This is a genomic window from Streptomyces sp. NPDC029292 (genome assembly GCF_055569295.1).
The window spans coordinates 1-16,902 of sequence record NZ_JBVHXR010000010.1 but is presented as its reverse complement, the minus strand read 5'-3'; the positions used below and the strand labels follow the sequence as shown (position 1 = coordinate 16,902).

The following is a 16,902-nucleotide window of genomic DNA, read 5'->3' as shown; positions in this document are numbered from 1 at the left end:
CCGTCAGTCCTCGCCGTACCGAGGATCCACCGTCTCCGGTGTCAGCCCCAGCAGCTCCGCGACCTGTTCCACGACCACCTCGTGCACCAGGGCGGCGCGCTCGTCGCGGCCCTTGGTGCGGATCTCGACCGGGCGGCGGTAGACGACCACGCGCGCGGGGCGGCCCTCGCGGGCGGGGATCGTGCCGCCCAGGGGCACCGCCTCGTCGCTCCAGCCCTCGCCCGGGCTGTCCAGGCGGGGCACCTCGAGGACGAGGAAGTCGATGTCGGCGAGCTGCGGCCAGCGCCGCTCGAGCCGCTCCACGGAGTCCTGCACCAGGTCCGCGAACACCTCGGCGCGGCTCGCGGAGAGTGGCACCTGGGGCGGCGCGACGGGGCCGCGCATGCCCCTGCCATGGCGGTCACGACGGCGGGGCCCGGGTGCGGCGGCGCGGGGCGGTACGGGGTTGTCCATCACTGACGAAGCGTAGTCCCCGTGAGGTCCGTGTGCCCTGCCCCCACGCTGCTGCCGCAGACCGGCGGCACCAAGGTCGTTGATCATTCGAGTTGTCGCTTGATGACCATTCCAGCCAAGGTTGGGATCGAATCCGTATCCCTCCAAGACCGCCGCTCACATGGCAATTGACGTGGTTTGCACCAAGTGGTGACCGGATTCAGGTCTGTTCGGCATCTCGTCACGGGATATCGCCCCAGGTCAGGGTGGCGTGCTCGGAGGCCCGTGTGGGCCGTCTCACAGCACGACACGGTGGGGTGACCTGGGGGAGAGTCGTCGCGGCCCGCTCAAGAGTGCGGTACCGTCCAACGTCGTGAGCCCTGTACGTCGCTGTTCGCGAACCGCTTGCGGCCGTCCGGCCGTCGCGACGCTGACGTACGTCTACGCCGACTCGACCGCGGTCCTCGGCCCGCTCGCCACCTACGCCGAACCCCACTGCTACGACCTGTGCGCCCAGCACTCCGAGCGCCTCACCGCGCCGCGCGGCTGGGAGGTCGTCCGGCTCGCCGACTCCTCGGGTCCCTCCCGCCCCAGCGGCGACGATCTGGAAGCGCTTGCCAACGCCGTGCGCGAGGCGGCCCGGCCCCAGCAGCGCGCCGCGGAGGCCGGCGGCGGCGGCGCGCGCTCGGCGGACCCGATGGAGGTCGCGCGCCGCGGCCATCTGCGGGTGCTGCGCTCGCCGGACAACTGAGCGTCCTTCACCGCCTCTTGGCGCGAGCCTCCTGCTTCCCCGGACGCGGGTTTCCCTGCTTCCCCGAACGTGGGTTTCCTGTGCATCGATTTCACTGAGTGGTGCACGCCCATTGACGTGGAGTTGTTGTGGACACGACCATTCCGTTTGCCGTGAGAAATCGCTTTCCGCATCACGGAATCCGGGGAGGCGCCCGTGTACGTTCAGGAACTGGAACCCGTCGCCCACTCGCTCGGCCTGTCCGCCTTCGTCGCGGCCCTGCCCCTCGTCATCGTCCTGGTCCTGCTCGGCGGCGTCCGCATGAAGGCGCACCGGGCCGGGCTCATCGGCCTCCTGGCCGCCGCCCTGGTCGCCTGGCTCGCGTACGGCATGCCGGTGGGCCAGACGCTCTCCAGTGCCGCCCAGGGCGCCGTCTTCGGCCTCTTCCCCATCCTGTGGATCGTCGTCAACGCCCTGTGGGTGTACCGGATGACCGTCCGCACCCGGCACTTCGACATCCTGCGCCGCTCCTTCGGGCGGCTGTCCGACGACCCGCGCATCCAGGCGCTCGTCGTCGCCTTCTGCTTCGGCGCGCTCCTGGAAGCCCTCGCGGGCTTCGGCGCGCCCGTCGCGATCTGCTCGGTCATGCTGGTCGCGCTCGGCTTCGACCCGGTGCGCGCGGCGGTCGTCGCGCTCGTCGCCAACACCGCGCCCGTCGCCTTCGGCGCCATGGGTACGCCGGTCGTCACCCTCGCCCAAGTCACGGGCCTGCCGCTGGATTCCGTCGCCTCCGTAGTGGGCCGCCAGACCCCACTGCTGGCCCTCGTCGTCCCCCTCCTGCTCGTCGGCCTGGTCGACGGGCGACGCGGGCTGCGCGAGACCTGGGTGCCCGCCCTGGTGTGCGGAGTCGCCTTCGCCGCCGCCCAGTTCGCCGCCTCCAACTACGTCTCCGCGCAACTCGCCGACATCGGCGCCTCCTTGGCGGGCGCCGCCGCCCTGGTCGCCGTACCGCAGGCGCGCAGGCCCGCCGCCGAGCCCGTACGGGCCGCCGTCCTGACCGGCGTACGCAGCGAGGACCTGGACGAGGAGGACCCGCGCCCCGAAGTCGTGCGCGCCTACGCCCCGTACGCGCTGATCGTCGTCATCTTCTCGATCGCGCAGATCCCGGCGGTGAAGGACTGGCTGGCCAAGGCGACCCGCGTCTTCGACTGGCCCTTCCTGAACGTCGTCAATCCGGACGGCAAGCCGGTCGGCGGCAATGTCTTCACGCTGCCCCTGGTGTCGACCGGCGGCACGCTGGTGCTGCTCGCCGGGCTGTGCACGGCGGCCGTTCTCGGGGTGCACGCGCGCGTGGCGGCCAGGGAATGGGCGGCGACGGTCCACGAGTTGAGGTTCGCGATCCTCACCGTGACGTCCGTACTGGCCCTCGCCTACGTCATGAACCTCTCCGGACAGGCCGCCACGATCGGCCACTTCGTGGCGGCGGCCGGCGCGGGGCTCGCCTTCTTGTCACCCGTTCTCGGCTGGTTCGGCGTGGCGGTCTCCGGCTCCGACACCTCGGCCAACGCCCTCTTCGGCGCCCTTCAGGTGAGCGCGGCACGAGAGTCGGGGCTGTCTCCCGAACTGCTCGCCGCCGCCAACAGTTCGGGCGGTGTCCTCGGCAAGATGATCTCGCCGCAGAACCTGACCATCGCGTGCGCGGCGGTCGGGCTCGCGGGCCGCGAGGGCGACCTGCTGCGCAAGGTGCTGCCGTGGAGCGCCGGGCTGCTGCTGATCATGTGTCTGATCGTGGTGGGACAGAGTTCGCCGGTGCTGGAGTGGATGTTGCCCTGACGGGCTCCTAGCCTCCGGTGCGGATGTTGCCTTGACAGCCTCCGGGCCTCCGGGCCTCCGGGCCTCCGGGCCTCCGGGCCTCCGGGCCTCCGGAGTGGATGGTGCCCCGACGCGCCGCGTTACCCGCGGGTGACGGGGGCGAGTCCGCAGGTGACGGACACGGCGTCGCAGATGACGGATGCGCATCCGCTCAGCTCGGGCACAGCGGACTGTCAGCCCGGACGGGTAGTTTGGGGTGACCGAAGTGGACTTCTGGAGGGTTGGCCGTGACTGCTGATCTGTCGCAGCTCGTGAAGGCGTACGACGTACGCGGGGTGGTTCCGGACCAGTGGGACGAGTCGCTGGCCGAACTGTTCGGGGCGGCCTTCGTCCAGGTGACCGGAGCGGACGCCGTCGTGATCGGGCACGACATGCGGCCCTCCTCGCCCGGCCTGTCACGTGCCTTCGCGCGTGGGGCGGCGGCGCGCGGTGTCGACGTGACCGAGATCGGCCTGTGCTCGACGGACCAGCTGTACTACGCCTCGGGCGCGTTCGACCTGCCGGGCGCCATGTTCACGGCCTCGCACAACCCCGCCCAGTACAACGGCATCAAGATGTGCCGGGCGGGCGCGGCGCCGGTCGGCCAGGACACCGGCCTTTCCGAGATCCGCCAACTCGTCGAGTCCTGGCTCGACTCGGGCGCCCCGGCGGCCTCGGACGCCACGCCGGGAACGATCACGCAGCGGGACACGTTGGAGGATTACGCGGCGTACCTCCGCGGCCTTGTCGACCTGACCTCCATCCGCCCCCTGAAGGTCATCGTCGACGCGGGCAACGGCATGGGTGGACACACGGTCCCGACCGTCTTCGCCGGACTGCCCCTGACGCTGGTCCCGATGTACTTCGAACTGGACGGCACGTTCCCGAACCACGAGGCCAACCCCCTCGACCCGGCGAACATCGTCGACCTCCAAAAGCGCGTGCGCGAAGAGGGCGCCGACATCGGCATCGCCTTCGACGGCGACGCCGACCGCTGCTTCGTCGTCGACGAGCACGGCGACCCGGTGTCACCGTCCGCGATCACCGCCCTGGTCGCCGCCCGCGAACTGGACAAGCACGGCGGCGGCACGGTCATCCACAACCTCATCACCTCGTGGTCGGTCCCCGAGGTCGTCCAGGAGCACGGCGGCACCCCGGTCCGCACCCGCGTCGGCCACTCCTTCATCAAGGCCGAGATGGCCCGCACCGGCGCGATCTTCGGCGGCGAGCACTCCGCGCACTACTACTTCCGCGACTTCTGGAACGCCGACACGGGCATGCTGGCCGCCCTGCACGTCCTCGCCGCCCTCGGCGGCCAGGACGGCCCGCTCTCCCAGCTAGTCGCCGAGTTCGACCGCTATGCCGGCTCCGGCGAGATCAACTCCACGGTCGACGACCAGGCCGCCCGCCTCGTCGCCATCAAGGCCGCCTACGAGGGCCGCGAGGGCGTCGAGCTGGACGAGCTCGACGGCCTGACGGTCACCGCCGAGGACTGGTGGTTCAACGTCCGCCCCTCCAACACGGAGCCGCTGCTGCGCCTGAACGCCGAGGCACGGGACGAGGCGACGATGGGGAAGATGCGGGACGAGGTGCTGGAGATCATCAGAGGCTGAAGCCTGGGGCGCGATTTCAGCGCCGGGCGGCAATCTTTCAGCCCGTCCGGCGTCTGAGTACGAGGCCGTTAGGCCGATAGCGGGGGTCTGGGGGCGGCAGCCCCAGGTACGGGACGGGTAGGGGCGGAGGGGGCGAAAACCCCAGACGCCCACCCCAACACCGATTATATGCCCCTAAAACCGGTCACATGCCCCCGCCCCCGCATGGCCTCACCCCCGCACAGCCCCGGCGCCCAGCCGCCCACGGCGGTACCCTGACCAGGCCGCATCCACCTGTCGCATCCACCCGTTCGGAAGGACACCCCATGCCGCTCGAAGCCGGCCTCCTGGAGATCCTCGCCTGCCCGGCCTGCCACGCCCCGCTCAAGGAGCAGGAGAGCGAGCTGGTGTGCACAGGCCAGGACTGCGGCCTCGCCTACCCCGTCCGGGACGGCATCCCCGTACTTCTCGTCGACGAGGCCCGCCACCCCGCGTAAGCGACAGCGGCTCAGCCGCCCGCGCGAGCGACCCCGGCGGCACACAGGTAAGCGACCCCCCGGCGATCGGAGGCTGCCGACCCCATGCTCGATGAATCGCTGCTCGACGACCCCGAGGCGCTCGACCGCGCCGACAGACGGGCGCTGCTCCGCGGTGCCGCCGAGGCCGGCGCCCGGGTGCGCACCGCGGTCCGGCACGCCAACGAGGCCGGGATCCCCGAGCTGAAGCCGGACGGCCGCCCGCGCGCCGTCCTGATCGCGGGCCCCGGCATGGCCGCCACCGGCGTCGCCGAACTGCTCGGCACCCTCGCCGGAGCGAGCTGCCCCCTCACCCGGCTCACCCCGACCGGTGTCGCCCCTGCCGCGGGCGCCCTGCGCTGGGAACTGCCCGGCTGGGCGGGCCCGGTCGACCTCCTCCTGATCGCCACGCCCGATGGCACCGAACCAGGTTTCGAACTCCTGATCGATCAGGCGTACCGCCGCGGCTGCACCGTCGCCGCCGTGGCCCCGGCCGGCTCCCCGCTGGCCGAGTGGGTGGAGGGCGCGCACGGCCTCTTCGTACCGATGGCGACCGCCCCGTACGAGCAGGACGAACCCCTCGCGGCCTCCGCCCCCGGCGTCCTGTGGGCGCTACTCACCCCGCTGCTCGCCCTTCTCGACCGCACCGCCCTGCTCACGGCGCCGCCCGACACCCTGCAGAAGGTCGCCGACCGTCTCGACCACATCGCCGAGCGCTGCGGTCCGGCCATCGCGACGTACAGCAACCCCGCCAAGACGCTCGCCGTCGATCTGGCGGAGGCCCTCCCGGTGATCTGGACGGAGGGCACCTCCGCGGGCCCCGCGGGCCGCCGTTTCACCGCCGCGCTCGCGGAGCTCGCGGGCCGCCCCGCGCTCACCGCCGAACTCCCCGAGGCGCTCGCCTCCCACAGCGTGCTGCTCGCGGGCGCACTCGCCGCCGGCGCCGACCCCGACGACTTCTTCCGTGACCGCGTCGCGGAGGCGCAGGCCCTGCACGTGCGCGTGGTCCTGCTCCGCGACCGCCCGATCGGCGGTATCAGCGCGGCGCCCGCCGCCCGCGAACTAGCCCTCAGCCACGACACCGCGATCAGCGAGCTCGAACCCGAGGAGGGCGGCGACCTCGAGACCCTCGCGGAACTGATCGCCATCACGGATTTCGCCGCCGTTTACCTGGCGCTCGCTTCGGGGGCCTGATCTTGACCCACACGAGCTGACGCACATCAGCTGCCGCACACCCGGTGACGAGCGCCCGCCGAGCAGCGTACGTACGGAGAAAACGACACACCATGGACCGCCTCGACAACACCGTCCGCCCCTACGCCTGGGGTTCGACCACCGCCATCCCGCGGCTGCTCGGCGTCGAGCCGACCGGTGAGCCGCAGGCGGAGATGTGGATGGGCGCCCACCCGGGCGCGCCCTCGCTCACGGCGCGCGGTCCGCTCAACGAGGTCATCGTCGAGGACCCCGAGAAGGAACTCGGCCGCGCGGCCGTCGCCAAGTTCGGGCCCCGCCTGCCGTTCCTGCTGAAGATCCTGGCCGCGGGCGCCCCCCTCTCCCTCCAGGTGCACCCCAACCTCGAACAGGCGAGGGAGGGTTACGAGGACGAGGAGCGCCGTGGCATCCCGATCGACGCCCCGCACCGCAACTACAAGGACGCCAACCACAAGCCCGAACTGATCTGCGCCCTCACGGAGTTCGACGGCCTGTGCGGCTTCCGCGCGCCCGACGAGGCCGCCGAACTGCTCGCGGGCCTGGACGTCGACTCCCTCAAGCCGTACGTCGACCTGCTGCACGCACACCCCGAGGACGCGGTACTGCGCGAGGTCCTCACGGCCGTCCTGAGCGCCGACCCCGACGCCATGGCCCACACGGTCACCGAGGCCGCGGCGGCCTGCGACCGCCTCGGCGGCGCCTACGCCCCGTACGCCGACATCGCCCACCACTACCCGGGCGACCCCGGCGTCATCGCCGCGATGCTCCTGAACTACGTCCAACTCCAGCCCGGCGAGGCCCTCTTCCTCGGTGCCGGCGTCCCGCACGCTTACCTGAACGGCCTGGGCGTCGAGATCATGGCCAACTCCGACAACGTCCTGCGCTGCGGCCTGACCCCCAAGCACGTCGACGTCCCCGAACTCCTGCGCGTCGTCCGCTTCGAGGCGAGCGACCCGGGCGTGCTGCGCCCGGAGGCGTCCCCGGACGGCGAGGAGGTCTACGCGACCCCCATCGACGAGTTCCGCCTCTCCCGGTACGTACTCTCCGAGGGTGCCGCCCCACACGACCTCACGCGCACGACGCCGCAGATACTGCTCTGCACGGCGGGTTCCGTACACGCGGACGGCATCGTGCTGGCCCCCGGCCAGTCGGCCTTCGTACCGGCAGGCGAAAAGGCCGAAGTGTCAGGGATCGGCACGATTTTCCGCGCGACGGTTGTGGCCTGAGGCGACCACGGTGGTGGTCCGACGCATCGCTGTCGGACCGGGCTGCAACAATGGCCCACCGGCAAAGGGCGGGCAAAGCCCGGACGGCGTACGAAGGGACAGCAGGAGCACATGAGCGCTTCAGGCGGCACCAAAGCGATCGTGGCGGCACTCGGCGCCAACCTCGCGATCGCGGCAGCGAAGTTCGTGGCGTTCGCCTTCAGCGGCTCGTCATCGATGCTCGCCGAGGGCGTCCACTCGCTCGCCGACTCCGGCAACCAGGCCCTCCTCCTGATCGGCGGCAAGAAGGCCCAGCGCGAGGCGACCCCGCAGCACCCCTTCGGCTACGGCCGCGAGCGCTACATCTACGCCTTCCTCGTCTCGATCGTCCTCTTCTCGGTCGGCGGCATGTTCGCCGTCTACGAGGGCTACGAGAAGATCAAGCACCCGCACGAGATCGAGCACTGGTACTGGCCGGTGGGCGTCCTGGTGTTCGCGATCATCGCCGAGGGCTTCTCCTTCCGCACGGCCATCAAGGAGTCCAACGAACTGCGCGGCAAGCTGTCCTGGGCGCAGTTCATCCGCCGCGCCAAGGCCCCCGAGCTGCCGGTCGTCCTCCTGGAGGACTTCGGCGCGCTGATCGGTCTGGTCCTCGCGCTCGGCGGCGTCGGCCTGGCCCTGCTCACCGGCGACGGCGTCTGGGACGGCATCGGCACGGTCTGCATCGGCGTCCTGCTCATCCTGATCGCGCTGGTCCTGGCCGCGGAGACCAAGTCCCTCCTCCTCGGCGAGGCCGCGGGCACCGACGACGTCAAGAAGATCGAGGACGCCATCGTCGACGGCGACACGGTCACCGGCATCATCCACATGCGCACCCTCCACCTCGGCCCGGAGGAGCTGCTCGTCGCCGCCAAGATCGCCGTCCAGCACGACGACACGGCCGCCGAGGTCGCCTCCGCGATCAACGCCGCCGAGTCCCGCATCCGCACCGCCGTCCCGATCGCCCGCGTGATCTACCTGGAGCCGGACATCTACAGCGAGGCCGAGGCGGCGAAGGGCCCGGACCGCAAGGCGACGCCCGGGGGACCGGCCCAGACGGCCGAGCACTGATTTCCGCTTGTACGCAGTGGGGGCCCGCCTGAAGATCAGGCGGGCCCCACGGGTGTTCAGGCATGCACGGGCCACGGCGGCAGGGGAGGCACCGCCCGCCGCCGTCGCCGTACGACCAGGGCGGCGATCCCGAAGCCGAGTCCGGCGAGTGCGACGACCAGCCCGAGCACCGCGACCGCGAACCACGCAACGGCTCCGCCGGGCCTGTCGACCACCCGGCCCACGACGGCTCCGTTCGCCACCGTGCCCTGGTGGCCGTCGCTCTGGTAGAAGCGGGAGTCGTTCGAGTTCAAGCGACGGTCACCCATCAGGAACAGCCGCCCGGGCGGCACCGTCACGTCGATCAACTGGTGCCCCCCGTCGGCGATACCGTCCTTCACGTACGGCTCGTCGAGTGGTTTCCCGTTGAGGGTGATCGGCTCGTTCGCTCCCTCGACCCCGACGCCCCCTGGGCACACGATCCGGTCGCCGCCGACCGCGATCACGCGCTGTATCAGGGCTCCCTCGATGTGCCTCTCGGGCACCTCGTACAGGACGACGTCCCCCCGGTGCACCTCGTCGCCGTCCAGCCGTTCCACGAACAGCCGCTGACCGACGGTGTAGGTGGGCGACATGCTCTCGCCCATCACTGTGACCGTCGTATAGGCCGAACGCACATACAGCAGCGAGCAGATGACGATCGCCACCCCCAACGGCCCCAACAGCCACGCTGTGATCGCCAGCCCTCGTCCTTTACGCATCCCTGTCCCCTCCCGACGCGGCCCTCCCGCGCGGCGCAGAGGCTAGCGGTTTCCTGTGAACGCGAAACGGTGGGCCCCACACCTGTTGGCACGAGGCCCGCCGCTCTTCCGCGTCCGCTACCGAATCTCGCGCAGTACGTCGAGCACCGCGCCCTCGTCCGCGGCCGCCGCGAGCCGCTCCCGGAACCCGGTGTCCATCAACTTCCGCGACAGCAACGCCAGAATCCGCAGATGTTCGTCGCCCGCCGACGCTTCCGGTACGGAGATCATGAAGACCAGCTTGGCCTTGGTCCCGTCGAGCGCACCCCACTCGATGCCCTCGGCGGACCGCGCGAACCCGACGACCGGCGCGGTCACCGCATCCGTCTTGGCATGCGGAATCGCGATCTCCTCCCCGAGCCCCGTCGTGCCCTGCGCCTCCCGCCGCAACGCCGTCCGCACCAGCTCCTCGACATCCGCGACCTTCCCGGTTGCGGCCAGCAGCCCGGCCATTTCCCGGATCGCGGACTCCTTGTCCCGCGAGTCGAGACGAACCTTCACAGTCTGCTCGGTGAGGTAGCCGGAGAGGACCTCGGGCTCGGTCGCGGTGGTGGCAGGAGTTGTGGTGATGACGGGGGCAGTGGTCGAGTCCGCTGTCAGAGGCTGCGGCCGTACGGCGGTGGCGGCACCGGCACTCGCACCGGCGCCCACCCCGACGAGCACGGGCGCGGGAGCGGGCGCGAGCGGCACCGCGGCCACCAGCGTCTCCCCGCGCCGCTTGCGCTCGCTGAGGTCGACCAGGGTGACCGTCGTCAGAGCCGTCACCGCGGTACCGATGGCCACGGCGACGAAGAACATCGGTACGCCGCCCACGGCACCCAGCACCGCCACGATCGGCCCGCCGTGCGGGACCGCGTCCTTGACCCCGGCGAGCCCGGCGATCGCACCGGCGACCGCGCCGCCGAGCATGTTCGCCGGGATGACCTGCGCGGGCCGCGCCGCCGCGAACGGGATCGCGCCCTCGGAGATACCGAAACAGCCCATGAACAGAGAGGCCAGACCTGTCTCGCGCTCCTGCTCGGTGTACAGGCGCTTGCGGATCAGCGTGGCCAGGCCCTGGCCGAGCGGCATGACCGGAATCGCGGCCGCGCACATGCCCATGACGGTCTGGTTGCCGGTCGCGATGAGCCCAGCGCCGAACAGAAACGCCGTCTTGTTGACCGGTCCGCCCATGTCGAACGCGATCATCAGCCCCAGAATCGCGCCGAGCAGAATCGCGCTCGTTCCCGTCATCCCGCTCAGCCAGCTGGTCAGATGCTCGAAGACCCAGGAGATCGGCTTGCCGATGACGTAGATGAAGAACAGGCCGAGCGCCGTCGTCGCCACGATCGGGATCACGATGATCGGCATGATCGGCTGCACGAACTTCGGAACCTTGACCTTCTTGATCCACAACACCAGATACCCGGCGAGGAACCCGGTCACGATCGCCCCGATGAAGCCCGCGCCCGCCTTGGAGTCGTACAGCGCGCCCGTGTTGGCTATCCAGCCGCCGATCATGCCCGGCACCAGCGCAGGTCGGTCGGCGATCGCGTAGGCGATGTAGCCGGACAGGATCGGGATCATCAGCTGGAAGCCGATGACACCGATCTGGTTGACGTAGTACCAGAAGGTGTCCGCTGGGATGACATAGCCCTTGGCCGTCGCGTCTCCGCCCAGCGCGAGCGAGACCGCGATGAGCAGACCGCCGACCACGACGAACGGGATCATGTACGAGACGCCGTTCATCAGCGCCTTGTAGAAGACACCCCGCTCCTTGCCTCCGCCGAGCGCGCCGCTCGAGACTGCCGAACCGTCTCCTTCGTGCACGGGCGCCGACCGAACCTGCTCGATCAGCCGCTCGGGATGGTGAATCCCCTCGGCAACCCCGACAGTGATGACCCGCTTCCCCGCGAACCGACTCAGGTCCACGTCCTTGTCCGCTGCGACGATGACGCCGTCGGCAGTGCTGACATCGTTGTCATCGAGCACGTTTTCGGCGCCGATGGACCCCTGGGTCTCCACCTTCATGTCGATCCCGAGACGCTCCGCCGCCTGCGAGAGCTTCTCGGCCGCCATATAGGTGTGGGCGATGCCGGTCGGGCATGCGGTCACTGCGAGCAGCTTCAACCGCTTCTGCTCGCCATCGCCGTTGCCCGTGGGGGGAGGGCCGGCCGGATTGGTCACGTGGATCTCCTAACGCCTTTGTCACGCGGAACGCCGTCCCGGACGCCCCGCAAGATCGCTTACATGGTCCCGATCTCCTCGCATCCTGCAACACGCAGGCTCAGGTTCAAAGGTCTAGAAGTCCCTGTTTGTGCTGGTCTGATGGCTCCTGCTGCCCATCCTGTGCGCTCCCTGTTATCGATCCCGAGGGTGTTCCGTTATCGGCCTGGTGCGTGCGCGCGGGACCCCTCCGGGTCCGGAGGCGGACTGGGGGGCGTCGGGCCCACCGGTGTAGCTTGGTGACTGAGCCAGACGTCGCTGCTGATGGCGGTCGGGCGGTCCCACCGCGGACCGACCGAGGGAGAGAGGGCCTCCGACGGACTGCGCTGCGCGCATCAGGCACGCCTGTGCCCTGCCGGGCACCTCTGTGCCCAGCTCGGGCATACGTATGCCCGCCGCCGCGCAGACAGCCGTATCCACCTCGCCCCAATCCCGACCCCGAGGAGCAGCTCGCCATGACGACTGTCGACAACCGACAGGACTTCAAGGTCGCCGACCTCTCCCTGGCCGCATTCGGCCGCAAGGAGATCACCCTCGCCGAGCACGAGATGCCCGGCCTGATGTCGATCCGCAGGGAGTACGCCGAGGCGCAGCCCCTCGCGGGCGCCCGCGTCACCGGCTCCCTGCACATGACGGTGCAGACCGCCGTTCTCATCGAGACCCTGGTCGCCCTGGGCGCCGAGGTCCGCTGGGCCTCCTGCAACATCTTCTCCACCCAGGACCACGCCGCCGCCGCCATCGCGGTCGGCCCGAACGGCACGCCCGACAACCCGCAGGGCGTCCCGGTCTTCGCCTGGAAGGGCGAGACCCTGGAGGAGTACTGGTGGTGCACGGAGCAGGCGCTGACCTGGCCGAACACCCCCACCGGCGGCCCGAACATGATCCTGGACGACGGCGGTGACGCCACCCTCCTCGTCCACAAGGGCGTCGAGTACGAGAAGGACGGCAAGGTCCCCTCCGTCGACACCGCAGAGTCCGACGAGCACCGCGTCATCCTCGAACTCCTGCACCGCACCATCACCGACGGCTCGCAGAAGTGGACCCAGCTCGCCTCGGAGATCCGCGGCGTGACCGAGGAGACCACGACCGGCGTCCACCGCCTGTACGAGATGCACCGCGACGGCACCCTGCTGTTCCCGGCGATCAACGTGAACGACGCCGTGACGAAGTCGAAGTTCGACAACAAGTACGGCTGCCGCCACTCGCTGATCGACGGCATCAACCGGGCCACCGACGTCCTGATCGGCGGCAAGACCGCGGTCGTCTGCGGCTACGGCGACGTGGGCAAGGGCTGCGCGGAGTCCCTGCGCGGTCAGGGCGCCCGGGTGATCGTCACCGAGATCGACCCGATCTGCGCGCTGCAGGCGGCGATGGACGGCTACCAGGTCACGACCCTCGACGAGGTCATCGACAAGGCCGACATCTTCGTCACCACGACCGGCAACAAGGACATCATCATGGCCTCGGACATGGCCAAGATGAAGCACCAGGCGATCGTCGGCAATATCGGCCACTTCGACAACGAGATCGACATGGCCGGCCTCGCGCAGATCCCGGGCATCGTCAAGGACGAGGTCAAGCCCCAGGTCCACACCTGGAAGTTCCCCGACGGCAAGGTGCTCATCGTCCTGTCCGAGGGCCGCCTGCTGAACCTGGGCAACGCCACCGGTCACCCGTCGTTCGTGATGTCCAACTCCTTCGCGGACCAGACGCTGGCCCAGATCGAGCTGTTCACCAAGCCCGAGGAGTACCCGACCGACGTGTACGTGCTGCCCAAGCACCTGGACGAGAAGGTCGCCCGTCTCCACCTCGACTCGCTCGGCGTGAAGCTGACGACGCTGCGCCCCGAGCAGGCCTCGTACATCGGCGTAGAGGTCGAGGGCCCGTACAAGTCGGACCACTACCGCTACTGAGCACCCCGGCCGAGCAGCGGTACCACCGCTCGGCGTACGGATGTCAGCAGGCCCTCGCCGTCCCGGCGGGGGCCTGTCCCCGATGAGGACCTGAACCCCTATGCCCCGCGGCCGTTATTCGCTCCATGATCCGCACGATCACACCCCCCTCGCTGAAGAGCACTTCCACTGCGCGCCCGGCCCCTCCGGCTGGCGCTATGTCTCCCAACTCACCACCCCCTCCGGCGACCAGTCGGGCTCCGTCGACCTCGCACTCGACGACCTCGGCCGCCCCATCCGTCTCGAACTGCACGCCGCCGGCTGGCAGGTCCGCGGCGCCGCGCTCGAGGGCGTGACCTGGGTCCGCACCGACCCCACCGGCACGCAGGCCACCGAAGGCAATGTCCGCGCCCACGCCTTCACCGGCACGTCTCCCGCATTCCTCGTCGCCACCGCCCGTCTCCTTCGCCTCACCCCCTCAGCCTCCGCGACCCGCGTACGCCTCGTCGCCTTCACCGACCCGGTCCTCGCCCCGCGCACCCTCGACCAGTCCTGGGCCTTGATCTCGAGAGAAACACACGCCACTGACAATGGCCCCCTGACCGTGGACGAATACCAGGTCACAGCGCTGGACACGGGGGAGCAGCACGCCGTGCACCTCTCGGGAGACGTGGTGCTCGCCGCACCCGGCATCGAACTGGAACATCTCGAGTCACCACCGTCGGTCTTCACCTGACGACGTCGCGGCCCGTCGGGCGCCGGGCGGCGCGGCAGCGTCCGATCAGGCCGGCGGCACGAAGCCCGTCGCGGGATGGTCGGCCTGTTCTTCCAGCGGCGTGCTGGGCTTCGGCGCCTGCGGCGACGCCGTTCCGGGTCGGCCCGGGGCCGGGCGCTGATCAGTGACTCCCGCGGTCGCGGGATATGAGGGAGCGGCTGACGGATAGGGGTACGAGGGAGCCACCGGCGGATAGGAGTACGAGGGAGCCCCCGGCTGTCCCATCGCCGGGCCGACCGCGCCCGGCATCCCGGCCACGGGCCCATCCGGCCCCCCGCGCGCCGTCACGGCAGCTCCGCCATTGCCAAACGCCCGCCGAGCCTCCCGAGCCTGCCGCTCCTGCACCACGGCCGCCAAAAACGCGGCCGGCGGAACCCCCTGCGGCGCCGGAGCCCCCGTACGGGCAGCGAGATCCACGGCGAGCCGCTCCGCCATCGCCCCACCGACCTGCGGATCCAACTGGTGCATCCGCGTCAGGTACTGGCGGACGGCCAGCCACAACCCGTCCGGAACGGCGGACAGATCAAGCCCGGAGAACCGCCCCGCCAGCCAGGGCGGCGGCGGAGGTACGAACGGCAAATGTCCGGCCGGAACCCGCTCCCGTACGACGAGGGTCCCCGCGAACACGTCACCGAGCCGTCGCCCTCGCGCCGAGACGAGCGAGGCGATGCACGCGACGATCCCGAGCGTCATCAGAATCTCGACCACACCTACGGCACCGCGCACCAGCGCGTGCCGGAACCGGATCGGCCCGCCGTCGTCCCGTACCACCCGCAGCCCGCACGCCAGCTTCCCGAGCGAACGGCCGTGGCTGAGCGTCTCCACCGCGATCGGCCCACCCACCAACACGAGCACGAAGCTCGCGACCGAGACCGCGAGCTGGGCCGCTTCGTCCAGGGCAGCCGTCGAAGCCACCAGGCCGATGGTCACGATGACGTAGACGGCCATGGCCACGGCCAGGTCGAGCAGCACGGCCAGCGCCCGGCTCGGCAGCTTCGCGGGGCGCAGTTCCAGCGCCACCGCCTCGCCTGTCACTAGCTCACTCACGCTCGCCGTCCTTCCCCTGACCTGCCCCGAGAATGGCCAGTCTGCCAAGCTGAGGGCACATCGCGCCGCAGTACGACAAGCTGACACTCACGACGAGCAGCCGAGGAGCAGCCAACCCGATGGACCTCGACGTCTTCGTGTCCGCCCACCGCCCGGAGTGGGACCGGCTCGACGCCCTGCTGCGCCGCCAGCGTCGCCTCACCGGATCCGAAGCCGACGAACTCGTCGCCCTGTACCAACGCACCGCCACGCACCTCTCCCTGATCCAGTCCAGTGCGCCGGACCCCCAGCTCACCGGCCGACTCAGCCAACTAGTGGCACGCGCGCGTAGTGCCGTGACAGGCACCCGCCGCGCCTCCTGGCGCGATGTCACCCGCTTCCTGACACACGGTTTCCCGGCAGCGGTCTACCGCTCACGCCACTGGTGGGTGCCCACCGCCCTCCTCTCCATCGTGATCGCGGCCCTCCTGGGGTGGTGGATCGGTACGCATCCCGAGGTCCAGTCCTCGATCGCCGCTCCCAGCGAGCTGCGTGACCTCACCCGCCCAGGCGGCCAGTACGAGACGTACTACTCCAGTCACCCCGCCGCCTCTTTCGCGGCCCAGGTGTGGACGAACAACGCCCAGGCCACCGCGATGTGCCTGGTCCTGGGCGTCTTCCTGGGCATACCGGTCCTCTGGATCCTCTTCCAGAACATGCTCAACCTGGGCGTCGGCATCGGCCTGATGTCCTCGGCCGGCCGTCTCGACACCTTCCTCGGGCTCGTCCTTCCGCACGGCCTCCTGGAACTGACGGCCGTCTTCGTGGCCGCGGGCACAGGCCTGCGGCTGGGCTGGACTCTCATCGATCCGGGCCCCCGCTCCCGCCGCACAGCGCTCGCCGAAGAGGGCCGTGCCGCCCTGGGCATGGCGATGGGCCTGGCACTGATCCTCTTCGTCTCCGGCGCCATCGAAGGCTTCGTCACGCCGTCCGGTCTCCCCACCTGGGCCCGTATCGGCATCGGAATAGCGGCTGAACTGGTTTTCCTCACGTACGTCTATGTCCTGGGCGGTCGTGCGGCACGGGCCGGTGACACCGGTGACGTCGACGAGTCCGAGCGCAGCGCCACCGTGCCGACCGCTGCCTGATGTGCGGGCACACCCGCTGACCTGCTAGTCTCTCCTTCGCCCCACAAGAGCCGTTGACACGGAGCGAGTGGGGAGGTAGATTCGAACAGTTGCCTAGAGCTGGACATGTCCGGTGGCAGCAGCTAGACTCTGCTTGCTTCTGGAACCGTCGAGTTCCAAGAAGCCTCTCCCGATGATTCAGAAATGGGCGCCGGTCAATCCGGCCCAAAACTTCTGATAAAGTCGGAACCGCCGGAAAGGGAAACGCGAAAGCGGAAACCTGGAAAGCACCGAGGAAAATCGGACACGAAAGAGTCTGATAGAGTCGGAAACGCAAGAACGAAGCAAAACAAAGTAAGACCGAAGGGAAGCGCCCGGAGGAAAGCCCGAGAGGGTGAGTACAAAGGAAGCGTCCGTTCCTTGAGAACTCAACAGCGTGCCAAAAATCAAC

General features: G+C 69.9%; 14 protein-coding genes. 10 read left to right on the top strand and 4 right to left on the bottom strand.

The window, feature by feature from the left end:
- Positions 1-3 precede the first annotated feature (3 nt).
- Positions 4-453, bottom strand: coding sequence for a metallopeptidase family protein (locus ACZ4WS_RS22155; protein WP_467983177.1), 450 nt, complete (start codon positions 451-453; stop codon positions 4-6).
- A 352-nt stretch (positions 454-805) separates the two neighbouring features.
- On the opposite strand from ACZ4WS_RS22155, the gene ACZ4WS_RS22150 reads away from it, so the two are divergent.
- The 7 genes from ACZ4WS_RS22150 to ACZ4WS_RS22120 all read left to right on the top strand — a co-directional run bounded on the left by ACZ4WS_RS22150 (position 806) and on the right by ACZ4WS_RS22120 (position 8,647).
- Positions 806-1,183 (top strand): DUF3499 domain-containing protein, encoded by a 378-nt coding sequence (locus ACZ4WS_RS22150; protein ID WP_467982808.1) that lies wholly within the window; start codon positions 806-808, stop codon positions 1,181-1,183.
- A 195-nt stretch (positions 1,184-1,378) separates the two neighbouring features.
- Positions 1,379-2,995 (top strand): L-lactate permease, encoded by a 1,617-nt coding sequence (locus ACZ4WS_RS22145; RefSeq protein WP_467982803.1) that lies wholly within the window; start codon positions 1,379-1,381, stop codon positions 2,993-2,995.
- A 266-nt stretch (positions 2,996-3,261) separates the two neighbouring features.
- Positions 3,262-4,626, top strand: a complete 1,365-nt coding sequence (locus ACZ4WS_RS22140) for a phosphomannomutase/phosphoglucomutase (RefSeq protein ID WP_467982801.1) — start codon at positions 3,262-3,264, stop codon at positions 4,624-4,626.
- A gap of 305 nt (positions 4,627-4,931) precedes the next feature.
- Positions 4,932-5,102: a Trm112 family protein gene (locus ACZ4WS_RS22135; protein WP_467982799.1), complete on the top strand. Its 171-nt coding sequence runs from the start codon at positions 4,932-4,934 to the stop codon at positions 5,100-5,102.
- Between the two features lie 84 nt (positions 5,103-5,186).
- Positions 5,187-6,314 (top strand): SIS domain-containing protein, encoded by a 1,128-nt coding sequence (locus ACZ4WS_RS22130; protein ID WP_467982798.1) that lies wholly within the window; start codon positions 5,187-5,189, stop codon positions 6,312-6,314.
- A 92-nt stretch (positions 6,315-6,406) separates the two neighbouring features.
- The gene (manA, locus tag ACZ4WS_RS22125) at positions 6,407-7,558 is read left to right on the top strand and encodes a mannose-6-phosphate isomerase, class I (RefSeq protein WP_467982797.1); all 1,152 of its coding nucleotides are present in this window, start codon (positions 6,407-6,409) and stop codon (positions 7,556-7,558) included.
- A 111-nt stretch (positions 7,559-7,669) separates the two neighbouring features.
- Entirely contained in the window at positions 7,670-8,647 is a 978-nt protein-coding gene (locus ACZ4WS_RS22120; RefSeq protein WP_467982796.1) for a cation diffusion facilitator family transporter, read from the top strand.
- 56 nt (positions 8,648-8,703) lie between these two features.
- Here ACZ4WS_RS22120 and lepB read toward each other — a convergent pair whose 3' ends face one another.
- Both lepB and ACZ4WS_RS22110 read right to left on the bottom strand, forming a co-directional pair.
- Positions 8,704-9,387 (bottom strand): signal peptidase I, encoded by a 684-nt coding sequence (gene lepB / locus ACZ4WS_RS22115; RefSeq protein ID WP_467982794.1) that lies wholly within the window; start codon positions 9,385-9,387, stop codon positions 8,704-8,706.
- Positions 9,388-9,504: 117 nt separating this feature from the next.
- Entirely contained in the window at positions 9,505-11,592 is a 2,088-nt protein-coding gene (locus ACZ4WS_RS22110; RefSeq protein WP_467982793.1) for a fructose-specific PTS transporter subunit EIIC, read from the bottom strand.
- A gap of 494 nt (positions 11,593-12,086) precedes the next feature.
- Here ACZ4WS_RS22110 and ahcY point away from each other — a divergent pair, with 494 nt between their 5' ends.
- The gene (gene ahcY, locus ACZ4WS_RS22105; protein ID WP_467982791.1) at positions 12,087-13,544 is read left to right on the top strand and encodes an adenosylhomocysteinase; all 1,458 of its coding nucleotides are present in this window, start codon (positions 12,087-12,089) and stop codon (positions 13,542-13,544) included.
- A gap of 100 nt (positions 13,545-13,644) precedes the next feature.
- Entirely contained in the window at positions 13,645-14,259 is a 615-nt protein-coding gene (locus ACZ4WS_RS22100) for a hypothetical protein (RefSeq protein WP_467982790.1), read from the top strand.
- A gap of 45 nt (positions 14,260-14,304) precedes the next feature.
- On the opposite strand, the gene ACZ4WS_RS22095 is transcribed toward ACZ4WS_RS22100, so the two are convergent.
- Positions 14,305-15,345, bottom strand: coding sequence for an RDD family protein (locus ACZ4WS_RS22095; protein ID WP_467982789.1), 1,041 nt, complete (start codon positions 15,343-15,345; stop codon positions 14,305-14,307).
- Between the two features lie 119 nt (positions 15,346-15,464).
- Between ACZ4WS_RS22095 and ACZ4WS_RS22090 the strand changes: the two genes are divergently transcribed.
- Positions 15,465-16,472, top strand: a complete 1,008-nt coding sequence (locus ACZ4WS_RS22090; protein WP_467982788.1) for a stage II sporulation protein M — start codon at positions 15,465-15,467, stop codon at positions 16,470-16,472.
- Positions 16,473-16,902 lie beyond the last annotated feature (430 nt).